23 protein-coding genes and 1 riboswitch are annotated in these 19,265 nt (G+C 70.8%); of the genes, 8 read left to right on the top strand and 15 right to left on the bottom strand.

What is annotated here, in order from left to right; genetic code table 11:
• Positions 1-47: 47 nt before the first annotated feature.
• Positions 48-755: a response regulator transcription factor gene (locus DFR69_RS32355; protein ID WP_110041496.1), complete on the top strand. Its 708-nt coding sequence runs from the start codon at positions 48-50 to the stop codon at positions 753-755.
• On the top strand, positions 742-2,136 hold the full coding sequence (locus DFR69_RS32350) for a sensor histidine kinase (RefSeq protein ID WP_110041495.1): 1,395 nt from the start codon (positions 742-744) through the stop codon (positions 2,134-2,136). The genes DFR69_RS32355 and DFR69_RS32350 overlap by 14 nt, the downstream gene beginning before the upstream one ends.
• Before the next feature lie 222 nt (positions 2,137-2,358).
• Here the strand turns inward: DFR69_RS32350 and DFR69_RS32345 are convergent, their stop codons facing one another.
• The 3 genes from DFR69_RS32345 to DFR69_RS32335 form a co-directional block, all read right to left on the bottom strand.
• Entirely contained in the window at positions 2,359-3,027 is a 669-nt protein-coding gene (locus DFR69_RS32345) for an MspA family porin (protein ID WP_110041494.1), read from the bottom strand.
• A 40-nt stretch (positions 3,028-3,067) separates the two neighbouring features.
• Positions 3,068-3,736 carry an MspA family porin gene (locus DFR69_RS32340; RefSeq protein WP_110041493.1) on the bottom strand — a complete coding sequence of 223 codons (669 nt, stop codon included), beginning with the start codon at positions 3,734-3,736 and terminating at the stop codon, positions 3,068-3,070.
• 217 nt (positions 3,737-3,953) lie between these two features.
• Positions 3,954-5,051 (bottom strand): winged helix DNA-binding domain-containing protein, encoded by a 1,098-nt coding sequence (locus tag DFR69_RS32335; protein ID WP_110041492.1) that lies wholly within the window; start codon positions 5,049-5,051, stop codon positions 3,954-3,956.
• A gap of 36 nt (positions 5,052-5,087) precedes the next feature.
• Between DFR69_RS32335 and DFR69_RS32330 the strand changes: the two genes are divergently transcribed.
• Together DFR69_RS32330 and DFR69_RS32325 are read left to right on the top strand one after the other, a co-directional pair.
• Complete coding sequence (locus DFR69_RS32330) at positions 5,088-5,783, top strand: class I SAM-dependent DNA methyltransferase (protein WP_110041491.1); 696 nt, start codon at positions 5,088-5,090, stop codon at positions 5,781-5,783.
• A gap of 87 nt (positions 5,784-5,870) precedes the next feature.
• Positions 5,871-6,206 carry a hypothetical protein gene (locus tag DFR69_RS32325; protein ID WP_110041490.1) on the top strand — a complete coding sequence of 112 codons (336 nt, stop codon included), beginning with the start codon at positions 5,871-5,873 and terminating at the stop codon, positions 6,204-6,206.
• 31 nt (positions 6,207-6,237) lie between these two features.
• Here the strand turns inward: DFR69_RS32325 and DFR69_RS32320 are convergent, their stop codons facing one another.
• Positions 6,238-7,275 carry a beta-ketoacyl-ACP synthase 3 gene (locus DFR69_RS32320; RefSeq protein ID WP_110041489.1) on the bottom strand — a complete coding sequence of 346 codons (1,038 nt, stop codon included), beginning with the start codon at positions 7,273-7,275 and terminating at the stop codon, positions 6,238-6,240.
• 90 nt (positions 7,276-7,365) lie between these two features.
• On the opposite strand from DFR69_RS32320, the gene DFR69_RS32315 reads away from it, so the two are divergent.
• Entirely contained in the window at positions 7,366-7,947 is a 582-nt protein-coding gene (locus DFR69_RS32315; protein WP_110041488.1) for a TetR/AcrR family transcriptional regulator, read from the top strand.
• On the opposite strand, the gene DFR69_RS32310 is transcribed toward DFR69_RS32315, so the two are convergent.
• From DFR69_RS32310 to DFR69_RS32275, 8 genes are all read right to left on the bottom strand, one after another.
• Positions 7,922-8,848 carry an alpha/beta hydrolase gene (locus DFR69_RS32310; protein ID WP_110041487.1) on the bottom strand — a complete coding sequence of 309 codons (927 nt, stop codon included), beginning with the start codon at positions 8,846-8,848 and terminating at the stop codon, positions 7,922-7,924. The two genes, DFR69_RS32315 and DFR69_RS32310, sit on opposite strands and share 26 nt — an antisense overlap.
• A 57-nt stretch (positions 8,849-8,905) precedes the next feature.
• Positions 8,906-9,448, bottom strand: coding sequence for a YaeQ family protein (locus DFR69_RS32305; protein ID WP_110041486.1), 543 nt, complete (start codon positions 9,446-9,448; stop codon positions 8,906-8,908).
• A 20-nt stretch (positions 9,449-9,468) separates the two neighbouring features.
• Entirely contained in the window at positions 9,469-9,810 is a 342-nt protein-coding gene (locus DFR69_RS32300; RefSeq protein WP_110041485.1) for an MmcQ/YjbR family DNA-binding protein, read from the bottom strand.
• A gap of 38 nt (positions 9,811-9,848) precedes the next feature.
• Positions 9,849-10,370 carry a hypothetical protein gene (locus tag DFR69_RS32295; RefSeq protein WP_110041484.1) on the bottom strand — a complete coding sequence of 174 codons (522 nt, stop codon included), beginning with the start codon at positions 10,368-10,370 and terminating at the stop codon, positions 9,849-9,851.
• An 88-nt stretch (positions 10,371-10,458) separates the two neighbouring features.
• Positions 10,459-11,334, bottom strand: a complete 876-nt coding sequence (locus tag DFR69_RS32290; protein ID WP_110041483.1) for a metal ABC transporter permease — start codon at positions 11,332-11,334, stop codon at positions 10,459-10,461.
• A gap of 7 nt (positions 11,335-11,341) precedes the next feature.
• Positions 11,342-12,073, bottom strand: coding sequence for a metal ABC transporter ATP-binding protein (locus tag DFR69_RS32285; RefSeq protein WP_110041552.1), 732 nt, complete (start codon positions 12,071-12,073; stop codon positions 11,342-11,344).
• 26 nt (positions 12,074-12,099) lie between these two features.
• On the bottom strand, positions 12,100-13,017 hold the full coding sequence (locus DFR69_RS32280) for a metal ABC transporter substrate-binding protein (protein WP_110041482.1): 918 nt from the start codon (positions 13,015-13,017) through the stop codon (positions 12,100-12,102).
• 67 nt (positions 13,018-13,084) lie between these two features.
• The gene (locus DFR69_RS32275) at positions 13,085-13,459 is read right to left on the bottom strand and encodes a cupin domain-containing protein (protein WP_110041481.1); all 375 of its coding nucleotides are present in this window, start codon (positions 13,457-13,459) and stop codon (positions 13,085-13,087) included.
• A gap of 72 nt (positions 13,460-13,531) precedes the next feature.
• Here DFR69_RS32275 and DFR69_RS32270 point away from each other — a divergent pair, with 72 nt between their 5' ends.
• Both DFR69_RS32270 and DFR69_RS32265 read left to right on the top strand, forming a co-directional pair.
• Positions 13,532-13,993, top strand: coding sequence for a MarR family winged helix-turn-helix transcriptional regulator (locus DFR69_RS32270; RefSeq protein ID WP_110041480.1), 462 nt, complete (start codon positions 13,532-13,534; stop codon positions 13,991-13,993).
• Between the two features lie 184 nt (positions 13,994-14,177).
• The gene (locus DFR69_RS32265) at positions 14,178-14,408 is read left to right on the top strand and encodes a hypothetical protein (protein ID WP_110041479.1); all 231 of its coding nucleotides are present in this window, start codon (positions 14,178-14,180) and stop codon (positions 14,406-14,408) included.
• Here the strand turns inward: DFR69_RS32265 and DFR69_RS32260 are convergent, their stop codons facing one another.
• Together DFR69_RS32260 and DFR69_RS32255 are read right to left on the bottom strand one after the other, a co-directional pair.
• Entirely contained in the window at positions 14,409-15,833 is a 1,425-nt protein-coding gene (locus DFR69_RS32260; RefSeq protein ID WP_110041478.1) for an amidase, read from the bottom strand.
• 50 nt (positions 15,834-15,883) lie between these two features.
• Entirely contained in the window at positions 15,884-16,198 is a 315-nt protein-coding gene (locus DFR69_RS32255) for a DMT family transporter (protein WP_110041551.1), read from the bottom strand.
• A 15-nt stretch (positions 16,199-16,213) separates the two neighbouring features.
• Positions 16,214-16,282: riboswitch (guanidine-III (ykkC-III) riboswitch) on the bottom strand.
• A gap of 159 nt (positions 16,283-16,441) precedes the next feature.
• Here DFR69_RS32255 and DFR69_RS32250 point away from each other — a divergent pair.
• Positions 16,442-17,920: an AIM24 family protein gene (locus tag DFR69_RS32250; protein WP_110041477.1), complete on the top strand. Its 1,479-nt coding sequence runs from the start codon at positions 16,442-16,444 to the stop codon at positions 17,918-17,920.
• A gap of 11 nt (positions 17,921-17,931) precedes the next feature.
• Here the strand turns inward: DFR69_RS32250 and DFR69_RS32245 are convergent, their stop codons facing one another.
• A complete protein-coding gene (locus DFR69_RS32245) occupies positions 17,932-19,239 on the bottom strand; it encodes a hypothetical protein (protein WP_146229481.1) in 1,308 nt (435 codons plus the stop codon).
• Positions 19,240-19,265 lie beyond the last annotated feature (26 nt).

Raw genomic sequence — 19,265 nt, 5'->3', positions numbered from 1 at the left:
CGGATACCCGGCCCGGCTACGGTGGTTGCCGTAGCGAAGGGTATGGCATGAGCGCACAGTTGATGATCGTCGAGGACGACACTCGAGTCCGCACGTCGCTGCGGTTGGCGATGGAGGACGAGGGCTATGTCGTCGCCGAGGCCGAACGCGCCGAGGCGGCGCTGGACCAGGTGCGCGACCTCGGCGCGCCCGATGTGATGATCGTCGACCTCATGCTCGGCGGCATGGACGGCTTCACCTGCATCCGGGAGGTGCGCCGCGAGCACGACGTGCCGATCATCGTGGTCAGCGCCCGCGACGACACCCATGACGTGGTGGCGGCGCTGGAGGCCGGCGCCGACGATTTCGTCACCAAGCCGTTCGAGGTCAAGGAGCTCACCGCCCGCATCCGCGCGCTGCGGCGGCGCACCAGGAACACCACCGACCGCGACGTCACCGAACTGGTCCTCGACGCCGCGCTCGACCGGCGGCTGATCCTGTCGCCCGAGCGGGGTTCGCTGCGCCTCAACGGCGGCGAGGTGCATCTGACCCTGACCGAGTTCCGCCTGCTGTGCGAGCTCGCGCAGAACGACAGTCTGGTGCTGAGCAGGCAGACGCTGTTGGAGAAGATCTGGGACCGCGGGTTCTTCGGCGACGAACGCATCGTCGACGTGCACGTGCGGCGGCTGCGCACCAAGATCGAACGCGATCCCGCCGATCCGCGGCTGATCGTCACCGTGCGCGGGCTCGGCTACCGGCTCGATGTCCAGGGCTGACCGAGCCCTCCCCTGGCTGTGGCGAGCGCGCGGCCTGCGCGGCCGGGTGATGGCCGCGTTCGTGCTCGGTGCCGGCCTGGTGGCGCTCGTGCTGGCCGGCTCGGTGTACGGCATCAGCACCGGCTACATGGAATCGCAGCGCGTGCGCAGCGTCGAACGCGCCGTCAAGATCCACGCCGAACTGCTGCGCCTGCGGCTCGAGCATCCCGGCGTCACCGGCGAGCAGGCGGTCGACCGGCTGCACCTGTCCACCGGGACCCTCGCGCTGCTGCACCGGGACGGGCGCTGGTCGATCGCGGGCGCCGACGACGGGCTGACGCCGGTGACGCCGCCGGTCATCGATCCGGGCGTGCCCGTCCCGCAATCCGCGACCAGGGTGCGGATCGGCGGCGAGCCGTACCTGCGGGTGTGGGCGCCGGTCGACGACGGCGCGGTCCTCTACGAGTTCGCGCCGCTGAACGAACTCGAGTCCACTCTGCGGATGCTGCGCACGATCCTGCTCGCCTGCGCGGCGCTGTCGGTGACGGTGGCGGGCGCCCTCGGCGCGTGGGCCGCCCACCGCGCGCTGAGCCCGCTGCGGCAGGTCGCGGCCACCGCCTCACGCATCTCCTCCGGGGAACACGAGCTGCGCCTGCCGAATTCACCCGATCGGGACCTGTCGACGACCGTCGACGCCTTCAACGCCATGGTCGACGCCCTGCAGGACCGGATCGAGCGGGAGCGGCGCCTGGTCTCCGACCTCAGCCACGAACTGCGCACCCCGCTGACCACCCTCACCACCACGACGACTGTCCTCGCCGGCTACCGCGAGGAACTGTCCGAGCGACCGAGGGCCGCGCTGGGACTGCTGGAGGAGGAGACGGCGTATCTGCGCGGCCTGCTCGACGACATGCTCGCCCTCGCCCGCGCCGAGGCGGGCATCCACCGCTCCGAGCCGGCGCCGCTGTCGCTGGCCGAACTGCTCACCCAGTTGCTGGCCAGCCGGGACGTGGCGCCGGAGTTGCTCGACGTGCGTGACGCGGGGATGGTGCGGGGGCGGCGGATGGAACTCGAACGTGCCCTGGTGAATCTGCTCGCCAATGCCGAACGGCACGGGGGCGGGCTGGTCGCGGTCGCGGTGGAACGGCGGGGGTCCGACATCGCGGTGATCATCGACGACGCGGGGCCCGGGGTGCCGGCGGCCGACCGGACCAGGATCTTCGAACGGTTCGTGACCGCCTCACGGGCGACCGGCGGCACCGGCATCGGCCTGGCGCTGGTGGCGGAGACTGTCGCCGGGCACCACGGCACGCTGTCGTGCACCGACCGTCCCGGCGGCGGCGCGCGCTTCGTGCTCACCATTCCGGCGATAGACAACATTTGTCACACGATCGCAAAGTAGCCGACGGAGCCGTCGCAACGAAGCGTTGCGATCCTCTCCTCGGTCACCGGATCGGCCGTCGCGGCGCCGGTTCGGAGGAGGACAGCCATCGCGCGGCCACCGCCGCCGACGGTCCAGATGTCCGGACGCCCTGGGCGACATCCGATTCCGGTGACCACACCCCGATACAACAGCGGGCCCGGCGCGTGTCGCGCCGGGCCCGCTGTCGGGTGTGGGGGGAGATCAGCCGATGCTGAACGGCTGGCCCCACAGCGTGACGGTCGAGCTCACGTTCTCGGTCTCGACCTTGACCTTCACGAAGGCGCGCGCCTGCGCGTAGCCGCCGCAGCCGGACAGGCCGATGGTCGAGTCGGCCCAGGTCACCGAGCCGCTCTTGCCCTTGAACTTGTTGTTGGTGCCGTGGTCCTCGTTGCCGTAGTCGTCGGCCTTCTCGATGTCGAGCACGTAGAACGAGGTGGCCTGGCCGGGGCCGAGGCTCAGCTCGGCGCCGCTGGAGGCGCCGACGCTCACGTCCTCGCCGTCCCAGCTGCTCTCGCCCTCGACGCCGCCCTCGACGCCGCCGCCGTCGATGTTCACCTGGCAGCCGACCACGTAGCCGGGGTAGATCTTGCCGCCCTTGGCGTTGTCACCGGCCACCTCGACCTGCGCGCTGCCCGAGACCCAGGCGTTGCGGTGCACGGGGGTCGAGCCCATCGACGGGTTGATGTTGGCCGACTCGCCGACCAGGCGCACGGTGACGGTGGTGCCGTCGGACAGGGTCTTGACGACCTCGCCGCCGGGCAGCGGGACGAAGGTGTCGGCGTTGGCCGCACCGGTGGACAGCAGGCCCAGCGTCACGGCGGCGGCACCGGCCAGACCGGCCAGGCGGGCCGAATTCTTACGGTCGATCATGTGTGTCATTCCTCGGATCGAAGTCGGTCTCTGCGGGCGCTCAGCCGATGCTGAACGGGGCGCCGTAGAGCGTGGTCTTGGAGTAGTGGTCGCCGATGATCTCCACGACGCTGTACGAGCGGGCCTGCGCGTAGCCGCCGCAGCCCTGGACCTGGATCTCGACGTCCTGGTACTCGACCGAGTAGGTGCCTGCCTTCAGGATGTCCTTCTTGTCGATCTGGACGAACTTGACTTCACCGGGGCCCAGGTCGAGGCCCACCGAGCCACCGAGGCTGCCGCCGGACAGGTCGATGCCGCCGGAGATGCCCGCCGAGATGGCGTCGTCGCCGATCGCCACCTGGCAACCGACGATGTAGCCGGTGTTGAGCTGCGAGGCGCCGTGCGTGGAGGAGTTGTTCGAGCCGGGCTTGTCGGCCGGGCCGTTGTAGGGGCCGACCTCACCCTCGGGGGTGGCGGTGACGTCGGCGGTCACGGTGCCCGAGACCCAGGCCACGCGGCCCGCGCCGTTGGCGGCCAGCGACGGCGAGACCAGGGCGCGCTCACCGGTTCGCTTCACCGTGACACCCGGTCCGGCCCGCTCGCCGTCCGGCAGCGGGACGAACGCGTCGGCGCTCGCGGTACCGGCCACCAGGGCGCCCAGCGCGAGCACGGCCACACCGGTGCCGGCGGCGCGCAGGCCACGGGTACCGCGAATACGGTTGATTCTCATACTTCCCCTCATCAGGTTCGAGCGGTCACACCTGTCGACGCAGGCCACCCGTGCGGGGGCGCGTCGACGGCTCAGCCGAGCTTTCCGCCCGCCGATGGCGCGTTGAGGACCGCGCCACGGCCCGACGATGAAGCTCGCGAGACGAGAACCTTTCGGGCTCTTTGCGGTGATATGTCGGTCATCGCAAACTGTTCGCAATATTTCCGCGCGCGAGGCGTCACAGAAGCCGGACGCTGTCACTCTCGTTGCCGGACAAGAGCATTGCCATGCGCTGGCCTTCCTCGGTGACCTCGCGGGCTTCGGCGCGGGTGAGCACGCGCAGCGGAGCGACCGTTACGACGCCGTCGTCCACGGTCCACGAGGCCGACACCCGGCCGTCGACCAGCACCACGCGCGCGCCCGCGACCGACAGGCCGCGATCGGCGTCGTCGATGATCCGGCTGCGGTCGTCGTAGCCGAGGATCGCGTTGTCGAAGGCGGGCAGGAAGCGCGGCGGCGCAGGGGTTTCCGGGTCCGGGCGCGGGGCATCGGGCAGGTCGAGCAGTTCGCGGCCGCGGGCGTCGCGGAAGGTGATCAGCTCCGGGCGCACCGCGGCCACCGCGGCGGGCAGACCGGTCAGCCCGGACCACGCACGTAGGTCGGCCGAGGCGGCGGGGCCGTAGGCCGCCAGATAGCGGCGCACCAGGTCCGCGCCGACGGGGTCGGTGCCCTCCGGTGCGGGCGGATCGACCGGGCGGCCGAGCCACTGCTCGACCGGCGTGTTGCGCACCCCGGCTCTGACCTGCCACAGCCCGCGCGGGGGCAGCTGCACGGTGGGGACCAGTGCCGCGATCACCAACTCCCCCAACGCTCTCGGGCTCGCGTCCGGCCAGCGGTCGGCCAGCGCCCGCGCGGTCTCGCCCATCGAGCGCGGTTCGCCGTCGGCCAGCAGGGCGCGCGCGGCGGCGGCGAGTTCGTCGACGTCGACGCCGTCGAGTTCCCGCTTGTAGGTGGTGAGAACGCGCTGCCGCAGCATGCCGTCGTGCCTGGCCCGCCAGGCCAGCGCGTCCGCGGTGGCGACCAGGTGCACGGTGCGGCGCATGAGGTGGGCGCGCACCACCTGTCGACCGGTGAGCAGCTCGTCGAGTTCCTTCGGCGCGAAATCCCGTATCCGCGACCACAATCCGAGAAACGGCTCCTGCGGCTCCTGGGCCTGCACGCCGCACAGGTGGGTGATCGCGTCGAGCGCCGGGATCTCGGCACGGTCGAGCAGGAACTGGCGGGCGAGCGTCGCGCGGTTGAGCGCCCTGGCGTCGAGCACGGTCGATCCACTCATCCGTCAACGATAGAGGCATGCGGAATACTGGCTGACATGCCGAGCTTCGCGGACTTCGATCGCCGGAACTACCGCACGGTGGATGTGGTCACCGGCTACGACGGATGGTCGGCGACGTATGAACAGACCGTCATGGACGAGATGGACCTGGCCCTGCTCGAGCGGCTGGACATCGACTGGGCCGCGATCGGGCGGGCCGCCGATCTCGGCTGCGGGACCGGGCGGACCGGTGGCTGGCTGCGCGCGCACGGCGTCACCGAGATCGACGGCGTGGACACCAGCTCGGGAATGCTGGCGCTGGCCGCCGAGCGCGCGGCGCACACCACGCTGACCTTGGCCGATGTGCGCGAGAGCGGATTGCCCGGCGGCGCCTACGATCTGGTGATCTGCGCGCTGGTCGACGAACACCTGCCCGACCTGGCGCCGTTCTACGCCGAGGCGCGCAGGCTCCTCGCGCCGGGCGGGCGCTTCGTGCTGGTCAGCTATCACCCGCAGTTCATGATGGTGACGGGGATGCCGACGCACTACACGACGGGCTCCGGCGAGGCGCTGGCGATCAGCACCCATCTCCACCTGGTCGGTGACCACGTCAGCGCGGGCGTCGGCGCGGGCTTGCGGCTGACCGAGTTGCGCGAGGCGCTGGTGGACGAGACCTGGCTGGCGGCGAAGCCGAAGTGGGCGCACCTGCGCGGTCAGCCGTTCACCATGGCCCAGGTCTGGACGGCGTCCTGATCGCCCCCGCGGCGAGGTTTGCGAAGATCGGTCAAGGGCTCTCGATTTCCGTGTTCCCTGGATAGTTGCTGCGTTACGGTTTCCCGCATGGACGACATCGAGTTGGATTTGCCGAGCGTCGCTTCTGCCCACAACGCCGGCCGCATTCTGGAAATCGGCGCGGTCCGCCTGCGCAACCCACTGCCCATCGACGGCGAGCGGACGCACGCCTACGTCTCCTGCGTCGACGGCACCACCTTGCGCCTGCCGGACTCCCTGCAGAACTGGGCCATGCAGACCCTCGCCGCGAACTACGACCTACGCTCCACCGGCCTCCCCTCCCTCTTCCCCTGCCGCTTCGAATTCGGCATCCGCGACGGCGAGGCCTACGCCGTCCCCGTCCGAGACAAGAAGACCAAGCGCACACCACAACCCACCGCCTGAGCCGCCCGATCCCGCGCTGATCGCCTGAGTGTCAGGCGATCGGGGGGAGATGGACGACCTGGCCGGCGTAGGCGAGGCCGGCGCCGAAGCCGAGGAGCAGGGCTGTGTCGCCGGGGTTGGCGCCGCCGGAGCGGATCAGCTGTTCCATGGCCATCGGGATGGAGGCGGCGCTGGTGTTGCCGGTTTCGATGATGTCGCGGGCGACGGCGACCGTGTCCGGGAGGCCGAGGGTGCGGATCAGGGCGTCGGTGATGCGGATGTTGGCCTGGTGCGGGACGAAGGCGTCGAGATCGCTCGCGGCGACACCCGCGCGGTCGAGCGCGTCGCGGCACGCCTTCTCCAGGAACGTCACGGCCCAGCGGAAGACCTCGGTGCCGTTCATCCTGATGTACGGACGCACCGACGTGCCACCACTGGCCTCCGCCGCGGCGACCTCGGCGAAGTACTCCTGAAAATCCTTGTCCTGCTTGATCGCCGAAGTGCGGCTGCCGTCCGAGCCCCAGGCGACCGGGCCGATCCCCTCCTGTTCGGCCGCGCCGACGACCACCGCCCCCGCACCGTCGGCGAAGATGAACGCGCAGCTGCGATCGGTGGTGTCGAGCAGGTCCGAGAGCCGCTCCACGCCGATCACCAGCACGTTCCTGGCCTGCCCCGACCGCACCAGATTCGCGGCATCGGCCAGCGCGTAGCAGAACCCGGCGCAGCCCGCGGACACGTCGTAGGCGGCGGTGTCGTGCATGCCGAGCTCGGTGGCGACCACCGCGCCCGCCGAGGGCCCGAGCACCATCTGCGAGGACGTGGCGAGCACGACCACGTCGACCTCCGCGGCGTCCAGGCCCGCCGCCGTCAGCGCGTCGCGCGCCGCGGCGACGCTCATGCCGACGATGGTCTCGTCGGGCTCGGCCCAGTGCCGGGCGGCGATCCCGGAACGGGTCCGGATCCACTCGTCCGAGGAATCGATGGCGTCGACGATCTCCGCGTTGGGCACGACCCGGCGCGGGCGGTACACGCCGAGGCCGAGAATTCCCGTATGGGTGACCGGAACTGCGGTGGCGATGGGGGTGGGCATGGCATCCTCTCCAAATGAACCGATCGGTTCACGCTGGATCAGGTTTAACATGGACCGATCGGTTCAATCAAGGGTTTGGGAGGAAATCGGATGGCGGCCGGACCACGCGCCCGACTGATCGAACACACCATCAGTACCGTCCAGGAGCACGGCGTCCACGCCGCCGCGCTGAGCGAACTCCTCAAACGCAGCAACACCTCGCGCAATTCGCTGTACCAGCACTTCCCCTCCGGCAAGGGCGAGCTGGTGCAGACGGCGGCCCGCATCGTGTCGCGACTGGTGTACTCGCACGTCAGCGCCATGGCCGACGCGCTGCAGACCGCGCCGTCGGCCCAGCACTGGCTCACCGAGCTGTTCGCCTTCTGGCGCATCCCGCTGGAGAAGTCCGACTACCGCGCCGGCTCGTTCATGATGGCCGCGGCCCTGGACGAACTCGACCCGGCCGTGCAGTCGATCGCCGGTCAGGCTTTCGCCGAGTGGACCGCGCGGCTGGCCGACGGGCTGGTCGCCGCCGGGATCGAGCGGGCCAGCGCGGTCTCCATCGCCGGTTTCCTGCTCACCACGATCGAGGGGACGATCGTGCACAGCCGGGCGCTCAAATCGGCCCACCCGTTCGACCAGGCCGTCACCCAGCTGACCATCCTGCTCAACCACCACCTCGCCCAGCGCTGAGCCGGGCGAGATCACCGCGCAGGGTGGTGACAATGTGGCGCCGGGCGGCCTCGCCCTCCCGGCTGGGTGTCAGCGGGTAGACGTGGACGAGGTCGTGGCCCTCGTGGAAGTCGATGTCGACGCCCGCCGCCCGCGCCTTCCCGAGCAGCAGCCTGGCATCGGGGTTGAGGATGTCGCGGGTGCCGGTGAACAGGGTGATCGGGCCGAGGCCGGCGAAGTCACCGAACAGCGGACTCACCATCGGGTCCTTCATCGGCAACGCGCCGCTCCACAGTTCGCCGAACACCAGGCCACCCGGCTTGCCGAGCCAGGGGTCGCGCGGCTGCACGAGTTCGATCTGTGGGTTCTCGAGGGTGAGGTCGAGCGCGGGGGCGATGAGCACGATCCGCGGCGGGTTCGGTCGTCCGGTGTCGCGCAGGTGCAGGCCGGTGGACAGGGCGATCTGGCCGCCCGCCGAGTCGCCGGCGAGGAAGGTCGGACCGTAGCGCTCACTGCTCGTCGACACCAGATCCGCCACCCGGGGAATCACCGCCGCGGCGGTGCCGCTGGGGATGAGCGGATAGATCGGCACCGTGACCGTGAGACCGACCTGGGCGGCGAGCCTGGCCGCGAGATGCCAATGCTGCGAGGCGATCTCACCGACCCAGCCACCGCCGTGGGCGTAGACCAGTCCGCCGCGCGACACCCCGTCGGCCGGGGTGATTGTGTAGACCGGCCAGCCGCCCTCGTCGGCGGCGGTGACCTCGACACCGCGCAGGCGGCGCGGCGGCGCGTAGGACAGCGGTCGCAGGCTGCGCTCGCGAACCCGCGCCCTGGCGGCGTCGGCGTCGATATAGGCACTGTTGGCCCGGGTGAGCCGCAGGTATCGCGGGATCACCACCCGGCTCATCACGCTGGTCACCCGTTCCTCCGCTCGTCGCTGACAGGGTAACCCTGTCGCCCAGGGACTTTCCGCGACTCAGGCCAGCGGCTGTTCGGCGATCTCCGACCGCAGGCTCGTGCCGTTCAGATCGAGGTAGAGCACGCCCTCGGTGACCGACAGCGTGGCGGTGTTGCGGCGGTCGATCAGCGCGACGGCCTCGTCGACGAAGGCCCGGTCGAAGCTGTAGAGCGGGATCGACTCGGCGTTGTGGATCTTCTTGCCCGCGTACTGGGCCAGCACCTTGGCCGGATCGCGATGGGTGTACACCGCCGCGCGGCCCGCCAGCTTGCTGCCCCGGTGCACGCGCTCGGCGTCGGGAGCGCCGACCTCGATCCAGGCCGTGGTGCGGCCGGTGAGGTCGCGGATCTGCACGGCCGGTTCGTCGGTGGCCGAGATGCCGCCGTCGCTGAACGCGATGCCCTCCTCGTACTGCAGGCAGTAGGCGAGGATGCGGGTGAGCATGTACTCGAGGGTCTCCGAGGGATGGCGGGCGACCCGCAGTTCGAGGTCCTCGTACACGCCGCGGTCGACGTCGGCGAGCTGGACGGCGAAGTGGTGCAGGGTTGCGCTGAGTGCCATAGGAGTTCCGAGCCTACCGGTCAGCTCCCGGCGTCCTCCAGCAGCGCCCGGGGCGCGGCCAGCCGCCACGAGTCGGTGACGATCGCGGTCAGTTCCTCGCGGTCGTCGAGCGCGGCAAGGCGCACCCGCACCCACGGGTTGTTCGCCTCGTGATCGGCGATCCAGAACTTCGCCGGCTCGGCGAGCACCAGTTCGTCGCGATCGATGATCGGGCAGCGCACCGCCATCGAGGTCTCCTCCTCGGGCAGCGTCAGGAACAGCTTGCCCGCGACCTTGAAAATCGGCATGCCCCAGGCGAATTGCTCGACCGTCTCGGCTAGCGAGGCGACGACCGCGCGAACATCCTCCCCAGTGACCTCCATGGCCTCATCCTGCCAGCCGGGACCGACAGGAAGCGAGGTCACCCTTCGGCGAGCAGCGTCTTCCAGCCCGCGCCGAGCGGACGGGCGAGCGGGCGCAGCAGTGCCGGAATCCGCGTGGTGTGGTTGCGGAAGGCCAGCGGCTCCGGTGTGTCCTCGACCCGGAACCATTCCTTGGCCGCCGGGCGGTCGAGCAGCACGATCACCGCCACCGACAGCACGACGGCGGGCAGGGTGAGGACGCCGAAGACCCCGACCAGCACGACCAGCGCCGCCGCGTACCAGCCCGCCGCGTGCATGTAGCGCGAGCGCGCGGAGAAACCGAGCGTGAGCAGGGCGAGCAGCAGCGCGGCGACGGCGGTGAGCGGAGCGATCCCCAGAAAGCCCGGCAGCGTCGAGCCCTCGGGCAGCAGCACCGTGGCCACCACCGTGGCCACGGCGAGCACCACGCAGTAGACCGCCTGCCACGCCGCCAGTTGCACGGCCCGCCGAACCGGGCGCGGGCGACCGTCCGGCGCGTCCGCCGACAACGCGGCGGCATCGACTATCCCGAGACCGAGCATCCGAGGACGACCTTTCACACACGACTGAAACACGTTCCAGTGACATCGTGCGACGCGGACGGCCGTCGCGGTGCGTTTTCGCCGAAATTCAGCTCGCGACAGGAGCTTTCGCTCTGGCGCGGGCCGCGGAGAGCCTGCGCCCGATGATGCCGTGCCGGGGCGCGAACAGGTACACCAGCGTGAACGCGACGCCCTGGGTCACCACGACCATGCCGCCGGCCGCGGTGTCGAGGTGGTAGCTGATGTAGAGCCCCGTCACCGCGCAGACCACCGACACCGTCGGCGCGATCAGCAGCATGCGGGAGAACCGGTCTGTCAGCAGATACGCCGTCGCGCCCGGAATGATCAGCATCGCGACGACCAGCACCACGCCGACCGCCTGCAGCGCCACCACCGAGGTGAGCGCGAGCAGCGCCAGCAGCGCGGTGCCGAGCACCCGCGGATTCAGGCCGATGGCGTGGGCGTGGGTGGCGTCGAAGGCGTAGAGGGTGAAGTCGCGGCGTTTGAGCACCAGCGCCGTCAGCACGATCGCGGCCAGGATCATGATCTGGACCATCTCGCCGCGGCTCACCCCGAGCAGATTGCCGAACACGATGTGGTTCAGGTCGGTCTGGCTCGGCGTCACCGACACCAGGACCAGGCCGAACGCGAACAGCGTGGTGAACACGATGCCGATCGCCGCGTCCTCCTTCACCCGGCTGGTGTCGCGCACCACGCCGATCAGCGCGACCGCGAGGAAACCGAAGATCACCGCGCCGACGGCGAACGGCCAGCCGACGATGTAGGCCAGCACCACGCCGGGCAGCACGGCATGGGAGACGGCGTCACCCATCAGCGACCAGCCGATCAGCACCAGCCAGCACGAGAGCACCGCGCACACCACGGCCGCGGTGACGGTGGTCGCCAGCGCGCGCACCATGAACTCGTAGCGCAGCGGGTCGAGGAAGAACTCTTCGAGACTCATCGCGTCCTCACTCGTCCACATCCAGGCCGAAGGCCTTGGCCAGGTTCTCCGGTCGCAGCACCACATCGGGATCGCCGTGCTCGAGCACCCTGCGGTTGAGCAGCACCGCCTCGTCGGCCAGCTGCGGCAGGGCGTGCAGATCGTGGGTCGAGACCAGGATGGTGGCGCCGTCGGCGGCCAGGTCGCGCAGCAACCGGGTGATCGTCGCCTCCGACCGCTTGTCGACCCCGGCGAACGGTTCGTCCAGCAGCAGGATCGTGGCCTCCTGGGCGATGCCCCTGGCCACGAACGCGCGCTTCTTCTGGCCGCCGGAGAGCCGGCCGATCTGGCGGTCCGCGAGGTCGGTGAGGTCGACCCTGGCCAGCGCGTCGGCCACCGCCGCGCGGTCGGCCTTGCTCGCCCTCCTGGTGAAGCCCATCTTCCCGTAGCGGCCGGTCATGACGACGTCGCGGACCGAGAGCGGGAAGGTCCAGTCCACGTCCTCCGATTGCGGCACGTAGCCGAGGCTGCCCGCCTTGCGCGCGGCGGCGGGCGGACGGCCGTTGATCAGCACCCGGCCGCGGTCGGGGGTGACCAGGCCCATGACGGTCTTGAACAGCGTCGACTTGCCCGAGCCGTTCATCCCGATGAGGCCGCAGACCCGGCCGGACTTCAGGGTCAGTTCGACATTGTCGAGCGCGAGGACGTCGCCGTAGTGCACGGTCACGTCCTGGATCTCGACGACGGGCGCGGTGGTCATCGCGGGGCTGCCGACATCGACGCCGCTCATCGCGGCGCTCCGGCGAGCGCGGTCGCGATGGTGGTCGCGTCGTGGCGGATCAGATCGAGGTAGGTGGGCACCGGCCCGTCAGTCTCCGACAGCGAGTCGACGTAGAGGACACCGCCGAAGCGCGCGCCGGTGGCCTCGACCACGCGCTGCATGGGCGCGTCGGACACCGTCGACTCGCAGAACACCGCGGGCACGCCGCGCTGGCGGACGAAGTCGATGGTGGCGCCGATCTGCTGCGGGGTGGCCTGCTGCTCGGCGTTGACCGGCCAGATGTACTTCTCGGTGAGCCCGGCGTCACGGGCGAGGTAGGAGAACGCGCCCTCGCAGGTCACCAGGGCCCGCTGGTCGGCGGGCAGGGTGTTCACCGCCTCGACCAGGTCGTCGCGCACGGCACCGAGCTGCGCCTTGTAGGCGGCGCCGTTGGCGCGGTAAGCCTCGGCGTGCTCGGGGTCGAGGTCGCTGAACGCGCGGACCATGTTGTCGACGTAGATCTGCGCGTTCACCGGCGACATCCAGGCGTGCGGGTTGGGCTTGCCGCGGTAGGCGTCCTCGCTGATGTCCATCGGCGCGACGCCCTCGCTGACCACTGCGTGCGGGACGTCGAGATCGGCGACGAACTGGGCGAACCAGGCCTCCAGGTTGAGGCCGTTGTCGAGGATCAGATCGGCCTTGGCGGCCTTCTTGATGTCGCCCGGTGTCGGTTCGTAGCCGTGGATCTCGGCGCCCGCCTTGGTGATCGACTCGACCCGCAGATGCTCCCCCGCGACATTGCGCGCCATGTCGGCGAGCACGGTGAAGGTGGTGAGCACCACCTTCTTCCCGTCGTCCTCGGCGGCGACGCCCCCACAGGCGGTGAGCGCGACCGCCAGAACACTCAGTACAGCCGCGGCGGCGACCCGAAACCCAACCTTCATTCCAGAATTATATTGTTCGGGCGACCGAACTTTCAAGTTCTGGGCTCGGAACAGCCTGGTCGACGGCTCAGGATGCCCAGGGCGGGACGAAAGTCGAACCGTCGGGCAACTCCGCGGCGAACCCCGCGCGGACGGTCACGAGCAGGACCGCGGGCGCGGTCGTCGCATTGCTCAGCCCGATCGTCGCACCCGCGGGCGCGACCGCCGCGTCGCCCGGCGCCATCGGGGTCGACTCGCCGTCGATCGTCATGGTCACCTCGCCCGAGAGCAGCACGAAGGCCTCCTCCCCCAGAATGCGGTGCGACACGCCCTCGGAGCCGGGTGCCACCTCCGTCTGCCAGACGCAGAGCTCGGCGCTACCGCGACCGGGGCGGATGAGCGAGGTGAAGCGGGCGTTGTGGATCTCGTGAACTTCGGCCTGGTCGGCGCGGATGACGGGCATGAACGACTCCTCATAAAGTCAAGCAACTTGTCCATATAGTCAAGTAGATTGACCAACATGTCAAGTGCCAGAATGTCGGCCGTGCCCGAGAACCCCCCGCCCGCCGGCGATCTGCCCCTGCTGCTGCTGGCCGCGGCCGCCGAGGTGACCGACGCGGTCAACGCAGGCGTGATCGCGGCGGGATTCACCGATGTGCGGCCCGCGCACGGCTTCGCCTTCGTCCGGATGGCACCCGACGGCGCGACGATCGGCGAGATCGCCGAGCATCTCGGCGTCACCAAGCAAGCGGCGAGCCAACTCGTCGACGAGCTGGTCACCAAGGGCTATGCCGACCGCAATCCGCATCCGCGGGACGCGCGCGCCCGGCTGATCACGCTCACCGACCGCGGCTGGGCGTGCACGCGAGCGGCCGACGCCGCGCTCGCCGAATTCGCCGCGCGCTGGTCGGACGCGCTCGGCCCGAACGCGCTCGCGCAGCTCAGGAACGGCCTCGCCAGGGTGGTGACACCGGGACGGGTCCGGCCGTCATGGTGACCTCTACCGTCCGATGACGGGTACCCGTTAATCCGGAGTACAGGATTTTCAAAAGTGTGCGCGTACTCTCACAGCGCGCGGCATACTCGGCATCGAGCGGTGACGCGCCACCGCGGTATCCGGGCCACTCGGCCCGGGGCTTCTCGTCACGTCAGCCACCCTCCCGTTTCCCGACAGGATCGTCATGTCTTCACTCGCCACGCTCGCCACGGTCGACACCATCACCCGGCACAAGTACGAGCGTCTGCAGTACACCGGCTCGGCCGGTGTCATCACCTCGCTCGAGGATCCGCGGCTGATCGGCCGCTGGCACGCCGAATTCCCGGGCTGGCACGGCGAACACTGGGCGTTCGAGGCGGGCACCGTGAGCCCGGGGCGGCTGCGCCCGATCAATGTCGCGGTGCGCCAGAGCTGATCAGGCGGCGCCCTCGGCGGCGGGGCTGTCGACGATGCGCGGGAACGGGCTCGCCGCCTCCAGCTGGTAGGCCAGTTCGAGCAGGGTCCGCTCGTCGCCGCGACGGCCTGCGAACTGGACCGAGCCGGGCAGCCCGTGCGGGAGCAGTCCGTGCGGCACCGACACCGCGGGACCGCCGCCGACATTGTTCAGCGGCGTGAACCCCACGTAGTCGACCAGTTTGGCGAACAACGCGTCGAACGGCTGACCCGGCGCGAGCTCCCCGATGCGCGGCGCCGGGTGCGAGAGCACCGGGGTGAGCAGCACGTCGACATCGGCGAAATGCCGGTCGTAGGCGGCGGTTCCGGAGCGCAGCCGCCAGGCCGCCGCGGCGGCGCCGAGCGGATTGCGGGTGGTCAGCCCGATCAGGCCCTTGGTGAACGGGTCGAGCTTGCCCGTGTCGAAGTGGCCGCGGTGGTTGAGCCGGAACGACAGCGTCATGGCGCCGGCCATCACCGCCCAGTACCGCTTGAAGTCCTCCACGAACCGCTGATCCACGTCGAGCCGGGTCTCCACGATCTCGTGCCCGAGGGCGCCGAGAATCGCGACCGCGGAGGCGAGGACAGCGCCGTTGTCGGGATGCACCGGCCTGCCGAGGACGTCCTCGGTGATCAGCCCGATCCGCAGCTTGCGCGTGCCCGGCCCCTCGACCAGCCCGATCGGCGCCAGCTTCGGATTCGGCCGGTACTGCTCGACCGCGGCCAGGTAGTGCGCGGTGTCGCGCACCGATCTGGTCACCACACCCTCGGCGACCAGGTGCACCGGCAACTGCCTGGCGCCGGGCTGGTCGAGCAGCCGGTTGCGGGTGGGCTTGAGCCCGACCAGACCGTTGGCGGCCGCGGGAATCCGGATGGAGCCGCCGCCGTCGTTGGCGTGCGCGATCGGCACCACGCCCGCGGCGACCAGCGCCGCCGACCCGCCCGAGGACGCGCCGGCCGAGTACTCCGGATTCCACGGATTGCGCGTCGGCGCGCGGTGGACGAATTCGGTGCTGGCGGTGAGCCCGAACTCCGGCAGCGTCGACTTGCCGAGCACCACCACGCCCGAGTGCAGGAACTGCGCGCCGGGCCCGGCCGTCGCGGTCGCCGGGTGCGGGGTGAACGCGGCCGAACCGTGACAGGTTGGCAGTCCGGCGATGTCGGTGTTGTCCTTGACGAACGCGGGCACGCCCGCGAACACGCCCGCGGTCTCCGGCGCCGCGCTCGCGCGCTCGAAACAGGCCAGCTGCACCGCGTCCAGGCTCGGGTCGACCCGTTCGGTCCGCGCGATCGCGGCCGCGATCACCTCGGCCCTGCTCACCTCTCCCGCGCGCAGGGCGGCGGCGAGTCCCACCGCGTCCGACGTGCCGAGTGCGTCATCGGTGAATCCATGGACGGCGGAGCTCATGGCCGCAGCCTACTGCGCGGTATTGCCGTTCGCAGCGGTAACGACTCGGATCAGTGGACGGCTTTCAGGCCGACCACGCCGCCGACGATCATCACCAGGAAGAGCACCTTCATGAGGGTCACCGGTTCCGCGCCGGTCGCCATCGCGTAGACGACGGTGAGCACCGCGCCGATCCCGACCCACACCGCGTACGACGTGCCGACGGGCAGCGAACGCATCGCGTAGGCGAGCCCCGCCATGCTGGCCAGCAGCGCCACGGCGAACACGAGCGAGGGCGTCAAGCGGGTGAAACCCTCGGTCTTGCCCAGCGCGGTGGCCCACACCGCCTCCAGGACACCGGACACCACGAGAACGATCCACGCCACAGACATCACGACCTCCGTGGGTCGTCTTGTCGCACGCCGGGTACGGCCCTCTCGTCCGGGAGCGCGCGTCGATGCGGGCTCACTTCCAAGTTCTCACACCGGCCATTTCGTGGCAAACCGCGCCACGCGGGCACACGCCGACCCCGGCGGGCCGCGCTGGCGCGGCGGCCGCGCACACGGCACTATCGAGTCCGTGGATCACTTGCGAATCGGACAATCCACCCGAGCCCCGGGTGCTGTGTCGTGACCGCGCTGGCACCCGGTGAGAACCGGCCCGCGCCCGGCGATCAGCTCACCGTGACCGTGGCGAGTTCGGCTTCGGTCGACGTCTCCGCGCTGCTGCTGAACAGCGCGGGCAAGGTGCGCTCCGACGCCGACTTCGTGTTCTTCAACCAGCCCACCGGACCCGGCGTGGTCTACCGGCACGGCAACGGCGGGCCCGATGTGGTGCAGGTGCAGACCTCGGCGCTGCCCGCCGACGTCGACAAGGTGGTGGTCACCGCCAGCCTCGACGGGCGCGGCCCGGCCACCTTCGCCGCGGTCGGCCAGCTGGTCGCCACCATCGGATCCGGTTCCGACACCCTCACTTTCACGATTCCCGGGCTCACCACCGAGAGCGGTGTGGTGTGCGTGGAGATCTACCGCCGCAACGGCGCGTGGAAGATCCGCGCGATCGGGCAGGGCTACGACGACGGTCTCGCCGGGATCGCCTCAGCCTTCGGCGTGAACCTCGACGACGAACCCGAGCCGCCGCCCGCGCCCGCCCCGCCGCCGGTTCCGCCCGCGCCCGGCCCTGGCGCCGGTCAGTTCCCGCCGAGCCAGGTCCCCCCGGCACCCGTCCCGCCGCCAGGTCAGTACCCGCCGTCCGCGTCGGGTTTCCCGCCGCCGCCCGGCCAACCCGCCTTCGGGCAGCAGCCCGGCCAGTTCCCTCCGCCCGCCCCGCCGGCGGCACCCGCGCAGCAACCCTCGTACGCCTCCCAGCAAGGAGCCCAGCCCGTGCACAGCGACCTGTTCAATCCCGCGCACGCCGAGGTCAACGGCCTCGGTATCCAGAAGCAGGGCGGCAAGATGGTCAAGGTCGGCCTCAACGGCGAGGTGATGGCCCGCGCCGGGTCGATGGTGGCCTACCAGGGCGAGCTGCAGTTCCAGGCGCTCGGCTCGGGCGGCATCGGCCGCGCCATCCGCCAGCATCTGACCGGCGAGGGGGTGCCGCTGATGAAGGTGAGCGGGCGCGGTGACCTGTTCCTGGCCAACAGCGCCGCCGACGTGCACATCATCGATCTCGACGGTTCCGACGGCCTCACCATCAACGGCGCCAACGTGCTCGCCTTCGACTCGACCCTGCGCTACGACATCGGCCGGGTCCAGGGCGCGGCGGGCTACGCCTCCAACGCCGGCCTGTTCAACTGCGTGTTCACCGGCCAGGGCCGCATCGCCATCACCACGCACGGCACCCCGGTCGTCCTCACCGTCGACCAGGCCACCTACGCGGACCCGAACGCCGCGGTCGCGTGGTCGTCGAGCCTGCAGACCGGGATCAAGCGCAACGATTCCTTCGGTCTCGGCAGGCTGATGGGCCGCAGCACCGGCGAGGCGAGCACCCTCGCGTTCTCCGGCCGCGGCTTCGTGATCGTCCAGCCCTCCGAACTGCCGCCCGGCGGCCTCATCGGCGGTACCGGCGGCGGCCAGTCGGCGGGCCACGGCGGCGGCCTCTTCGGCTGAGCGCCCGCTTGTCAGCCCTGGTCCGTGTCGGCGGGCGCGGGTCGCCTGCGCGCCGCCAGGAGGGCGCAGCCCGCGATCACCACGGTGGCGGCGATGATGGGCAGTTCGGTGGCCGTCGCGACGGCGTAGGTGTCGGGAGCATAGGCGGTCCATCCGGTGTCCACTTCGCCTGCGGCCCGGCTGTTCTCGAACAACCGGGCGACGACGGGGAACACCGAGACGCCGATGACCGTCAGGGGGCCCGCGGGCAGGCTCGCGCCGACCGCCAACCCGATGGCGGCGGGCAGCACGTAGCCGAAGACCACGTCGGTGAACGTGGCGTCGGCGAACAGCACCGGCGCCAGCCCGCTGAGCGTCACCAGGCCGAGCAGCCCGATCGCGGCCACCGGCACCCACCGTCCGGCATCGGTGGCCTCGGGCGCCGGGCTCGGGGTGTCGGACCACGCCCTGCGGCCCACCATCGCGAGCAGCGCGCCGAGAGCCAGCACCCCGACCTGGATCGACAGGCCGACCCGGCCCGGGCCGCCGGTCATCGACGGGTCCACCGCGATCGCCGCCGACAGCGCGAGCATCGTGAGCACGAAGATCGCGTCCGCGCGGGGCAACCACCAGCTCACCGCCACCGTCCCGGCGACCGCGAGCACAGCCACCGTCACCGACGGATTGCCGGGCAGCTGACCGAGCACCATGATCAGCGCGCCCGTCGCCAGCGGGATTCCGGCGCCGACCAGCACCGCGCGGCCACCGGCCACCGGTTCGATCCGATCCCGCCCCACCACGAAACCCGCGGCGAGCAAGGCGATCACCGCCGCGACGAGCAGCGGCCAACTCTCGGGCAGGTCGGGCACGGTCCGGGTGGGCAGGTAGTCGGCGTAGCGGCGGGCCAGTGCCACGCTCTCGTCGATGCGGGCGCCGTAGAGGACCGCGATCACCGACCCGACGACGAACCAGGTCTGCGCGGCCGGCCGGATCACCGCGACCGCGATGAGCAGCCCGGCGCCGACGCTGCCGAGAACCCACGGCTCGGACCAGGTTCCGGCCGATTGCAAGGCCGCGATGGCCACCACCATCGCCAGCCCGGCCAAGCCGGCCGCCACCGCGACGAGATAGCGGGCCCGGAACCGGCCGAGCACCACCACGACCACCACCGCGATGAGCGCGGCGACCACCGCCGCGGCACCCGGCCCCGAACCGAACCAGCTCGCCCGGCCGTCGCGGACGACGACGGCGTAGTTCGTTCGCGTGTGCCCGATGACGTACCCGCTGAGGTATCCGCACAGCACACCGACCGCGGCGGAGACCGCCCAACGCCCGTTCATGCGCTGCACCATAACCGCATGCGTGG

This window comes from Nocardia neocaledoniensis, assembly GCF_003182135.1.
Classification (GTDB): Bacteria; Actinomycetota; Actinomycetes; order Mycobacteriales; family Mycobacteriaceae; genus Nocardia; species Nocardia neocaledoniensis.
This window is presented reverse-complemented; position numbering and strand designations above follow the sequence as displayed.

Coding starts and splice junctions, on each gene's coding strand:
- DFR69_RS32355 (WP_110041496.1), top strand. CDS start 48: ATGAGCGCACAGTTGATGATCGTCGAGGACGACACTCGAGTCCGCACG.
- DFR69_RS32350 (WP_110041495.1), top strand. CDS start 742: ATGTCCAGGGCTGACCGAGCCCTCCCCTGGCTGTGGCGAGCGCGCGGC.
- DFR69_RS32345 (WP_110041494.1), bottom strand. CDS start 3,027: ATGATCGACCGTAAGAATTCGGCCCGCCTGGCCGGTCTGGCCGGTGCC.
- DFR69_RS32340 (WP_110041493.1), bottom strand. CDS start 3,736: ATGAGAATCAACCGTATTCGCGGTACCCGTGGCCTGCGCGCCGCCGGC.
- DFR69_RS32335 (WP_110041492.1), bottom strand. CDS start 5,051: ATGAGTGGATCGACCGTGCTCGACGCCAGGGCGCTCAACCGCGCGACG.
- DFR69_RS32330 (WP_110041491.1), top strand. CDS start 5,088: ATGCCGAGCTTCGCGGACTTCGATCGCCGGAACTACCGCACGGTGGAT.
- DFR69_RS32325 (WP_110041490.1), top strand. CDS start 5,871: ATGGACGACATCGAGTTGGATTTGCCGAGCGTCGCTTCTGCCCACAAC.
- DFR69_RS32320 (WP_110041489.1), bottom strand. CDS start 7,275: ATGCCCACCCCCATCGCCACCGCAGTTCCGGTCACCCATACGGGAATT.
- DFR69_RS32315 (WP_110041488.1), top strand. CDS start 7,366: ATGGCGGCCGGACCACGCGCCCGACTGATCGAACACACCATCAGTACC.
- DFR69_RS32305 (WP_110041486.1), bottom strand. CDS start 9,448: ATGGCACTCAGCGCAACCCTGCACCACTTCGCCGTCCAGCTCGCCGAC.
- DFR69_RS32300 (WP_110041485.1), bottom strand. CDS start 9,810: ATGGAGGTCACTGGGGAGGATGTTCGCGCGGTCGTCGCCTCGCTAGCC.
- DFR69_RS32295 (WP_110041484.1), bottom strand. CDS start 10,370: ATGCTCGGTCTCGGGATAGTCGATGCCGCCGCGTTGTCGGCGGACGCG.
- DFR69_RS32290 (WP_110041483.1), bottom strand. CDS start 11,334: ATGAGTCTCGAAGAGTTCTTCCTCGACCCGCTGCGCTACGAGTTCATG.
- DFR69_RS32285 (WP_110041552.1), bottom strand. CDS start 12,073: ATGACCACCGCGCCCGTCGTCGAGATCCAGGACGTGACCGTGCACTAC.
- DFR69_RS32280 (WP_110041482.1), bottom strand. CDS start 13,017: ATGAAGGTTGGGTTTCGGGTCGCCGCCGCGGCTGTACTGAGTGTTCTG.
- DFR69_RS32275 (WP_110041481.1), bottom strand. CDS start 13,459: ATGCCCGTCATCCGCGCCGACCAGGCCGAAGTTCACGAGATCCACAAC.
- DFR69_RS32270 (WP_110041480.1), top strand. CDS start 13,532: ATGTCGGCCGTGCCCGAGAACCCCCCGCCCGCCGGCGATCTGCCCCTG.
- DFR69_RS32265 (WP_110041479.1), top strand. CDS start 14,178: ATGTCTTCACTCGCCACGCTCGCCACGGTCGACACCATCACCCGGCAC.
- DFR69_RS32260 (WP_110041478.1), bottom strand. CDS start 15,833: ATGAGCTCCGCCGTCCATGGATTCACCGATGACGCACTCGGCACGTCG.
- DFR69_RS32245 (WP_146229481.1), bottom strand. CDS start 19,239: ATGAACGGGCGTTGGGCGGTCTCCGCCGCGGTCGGTGTGCTGTGCGGA.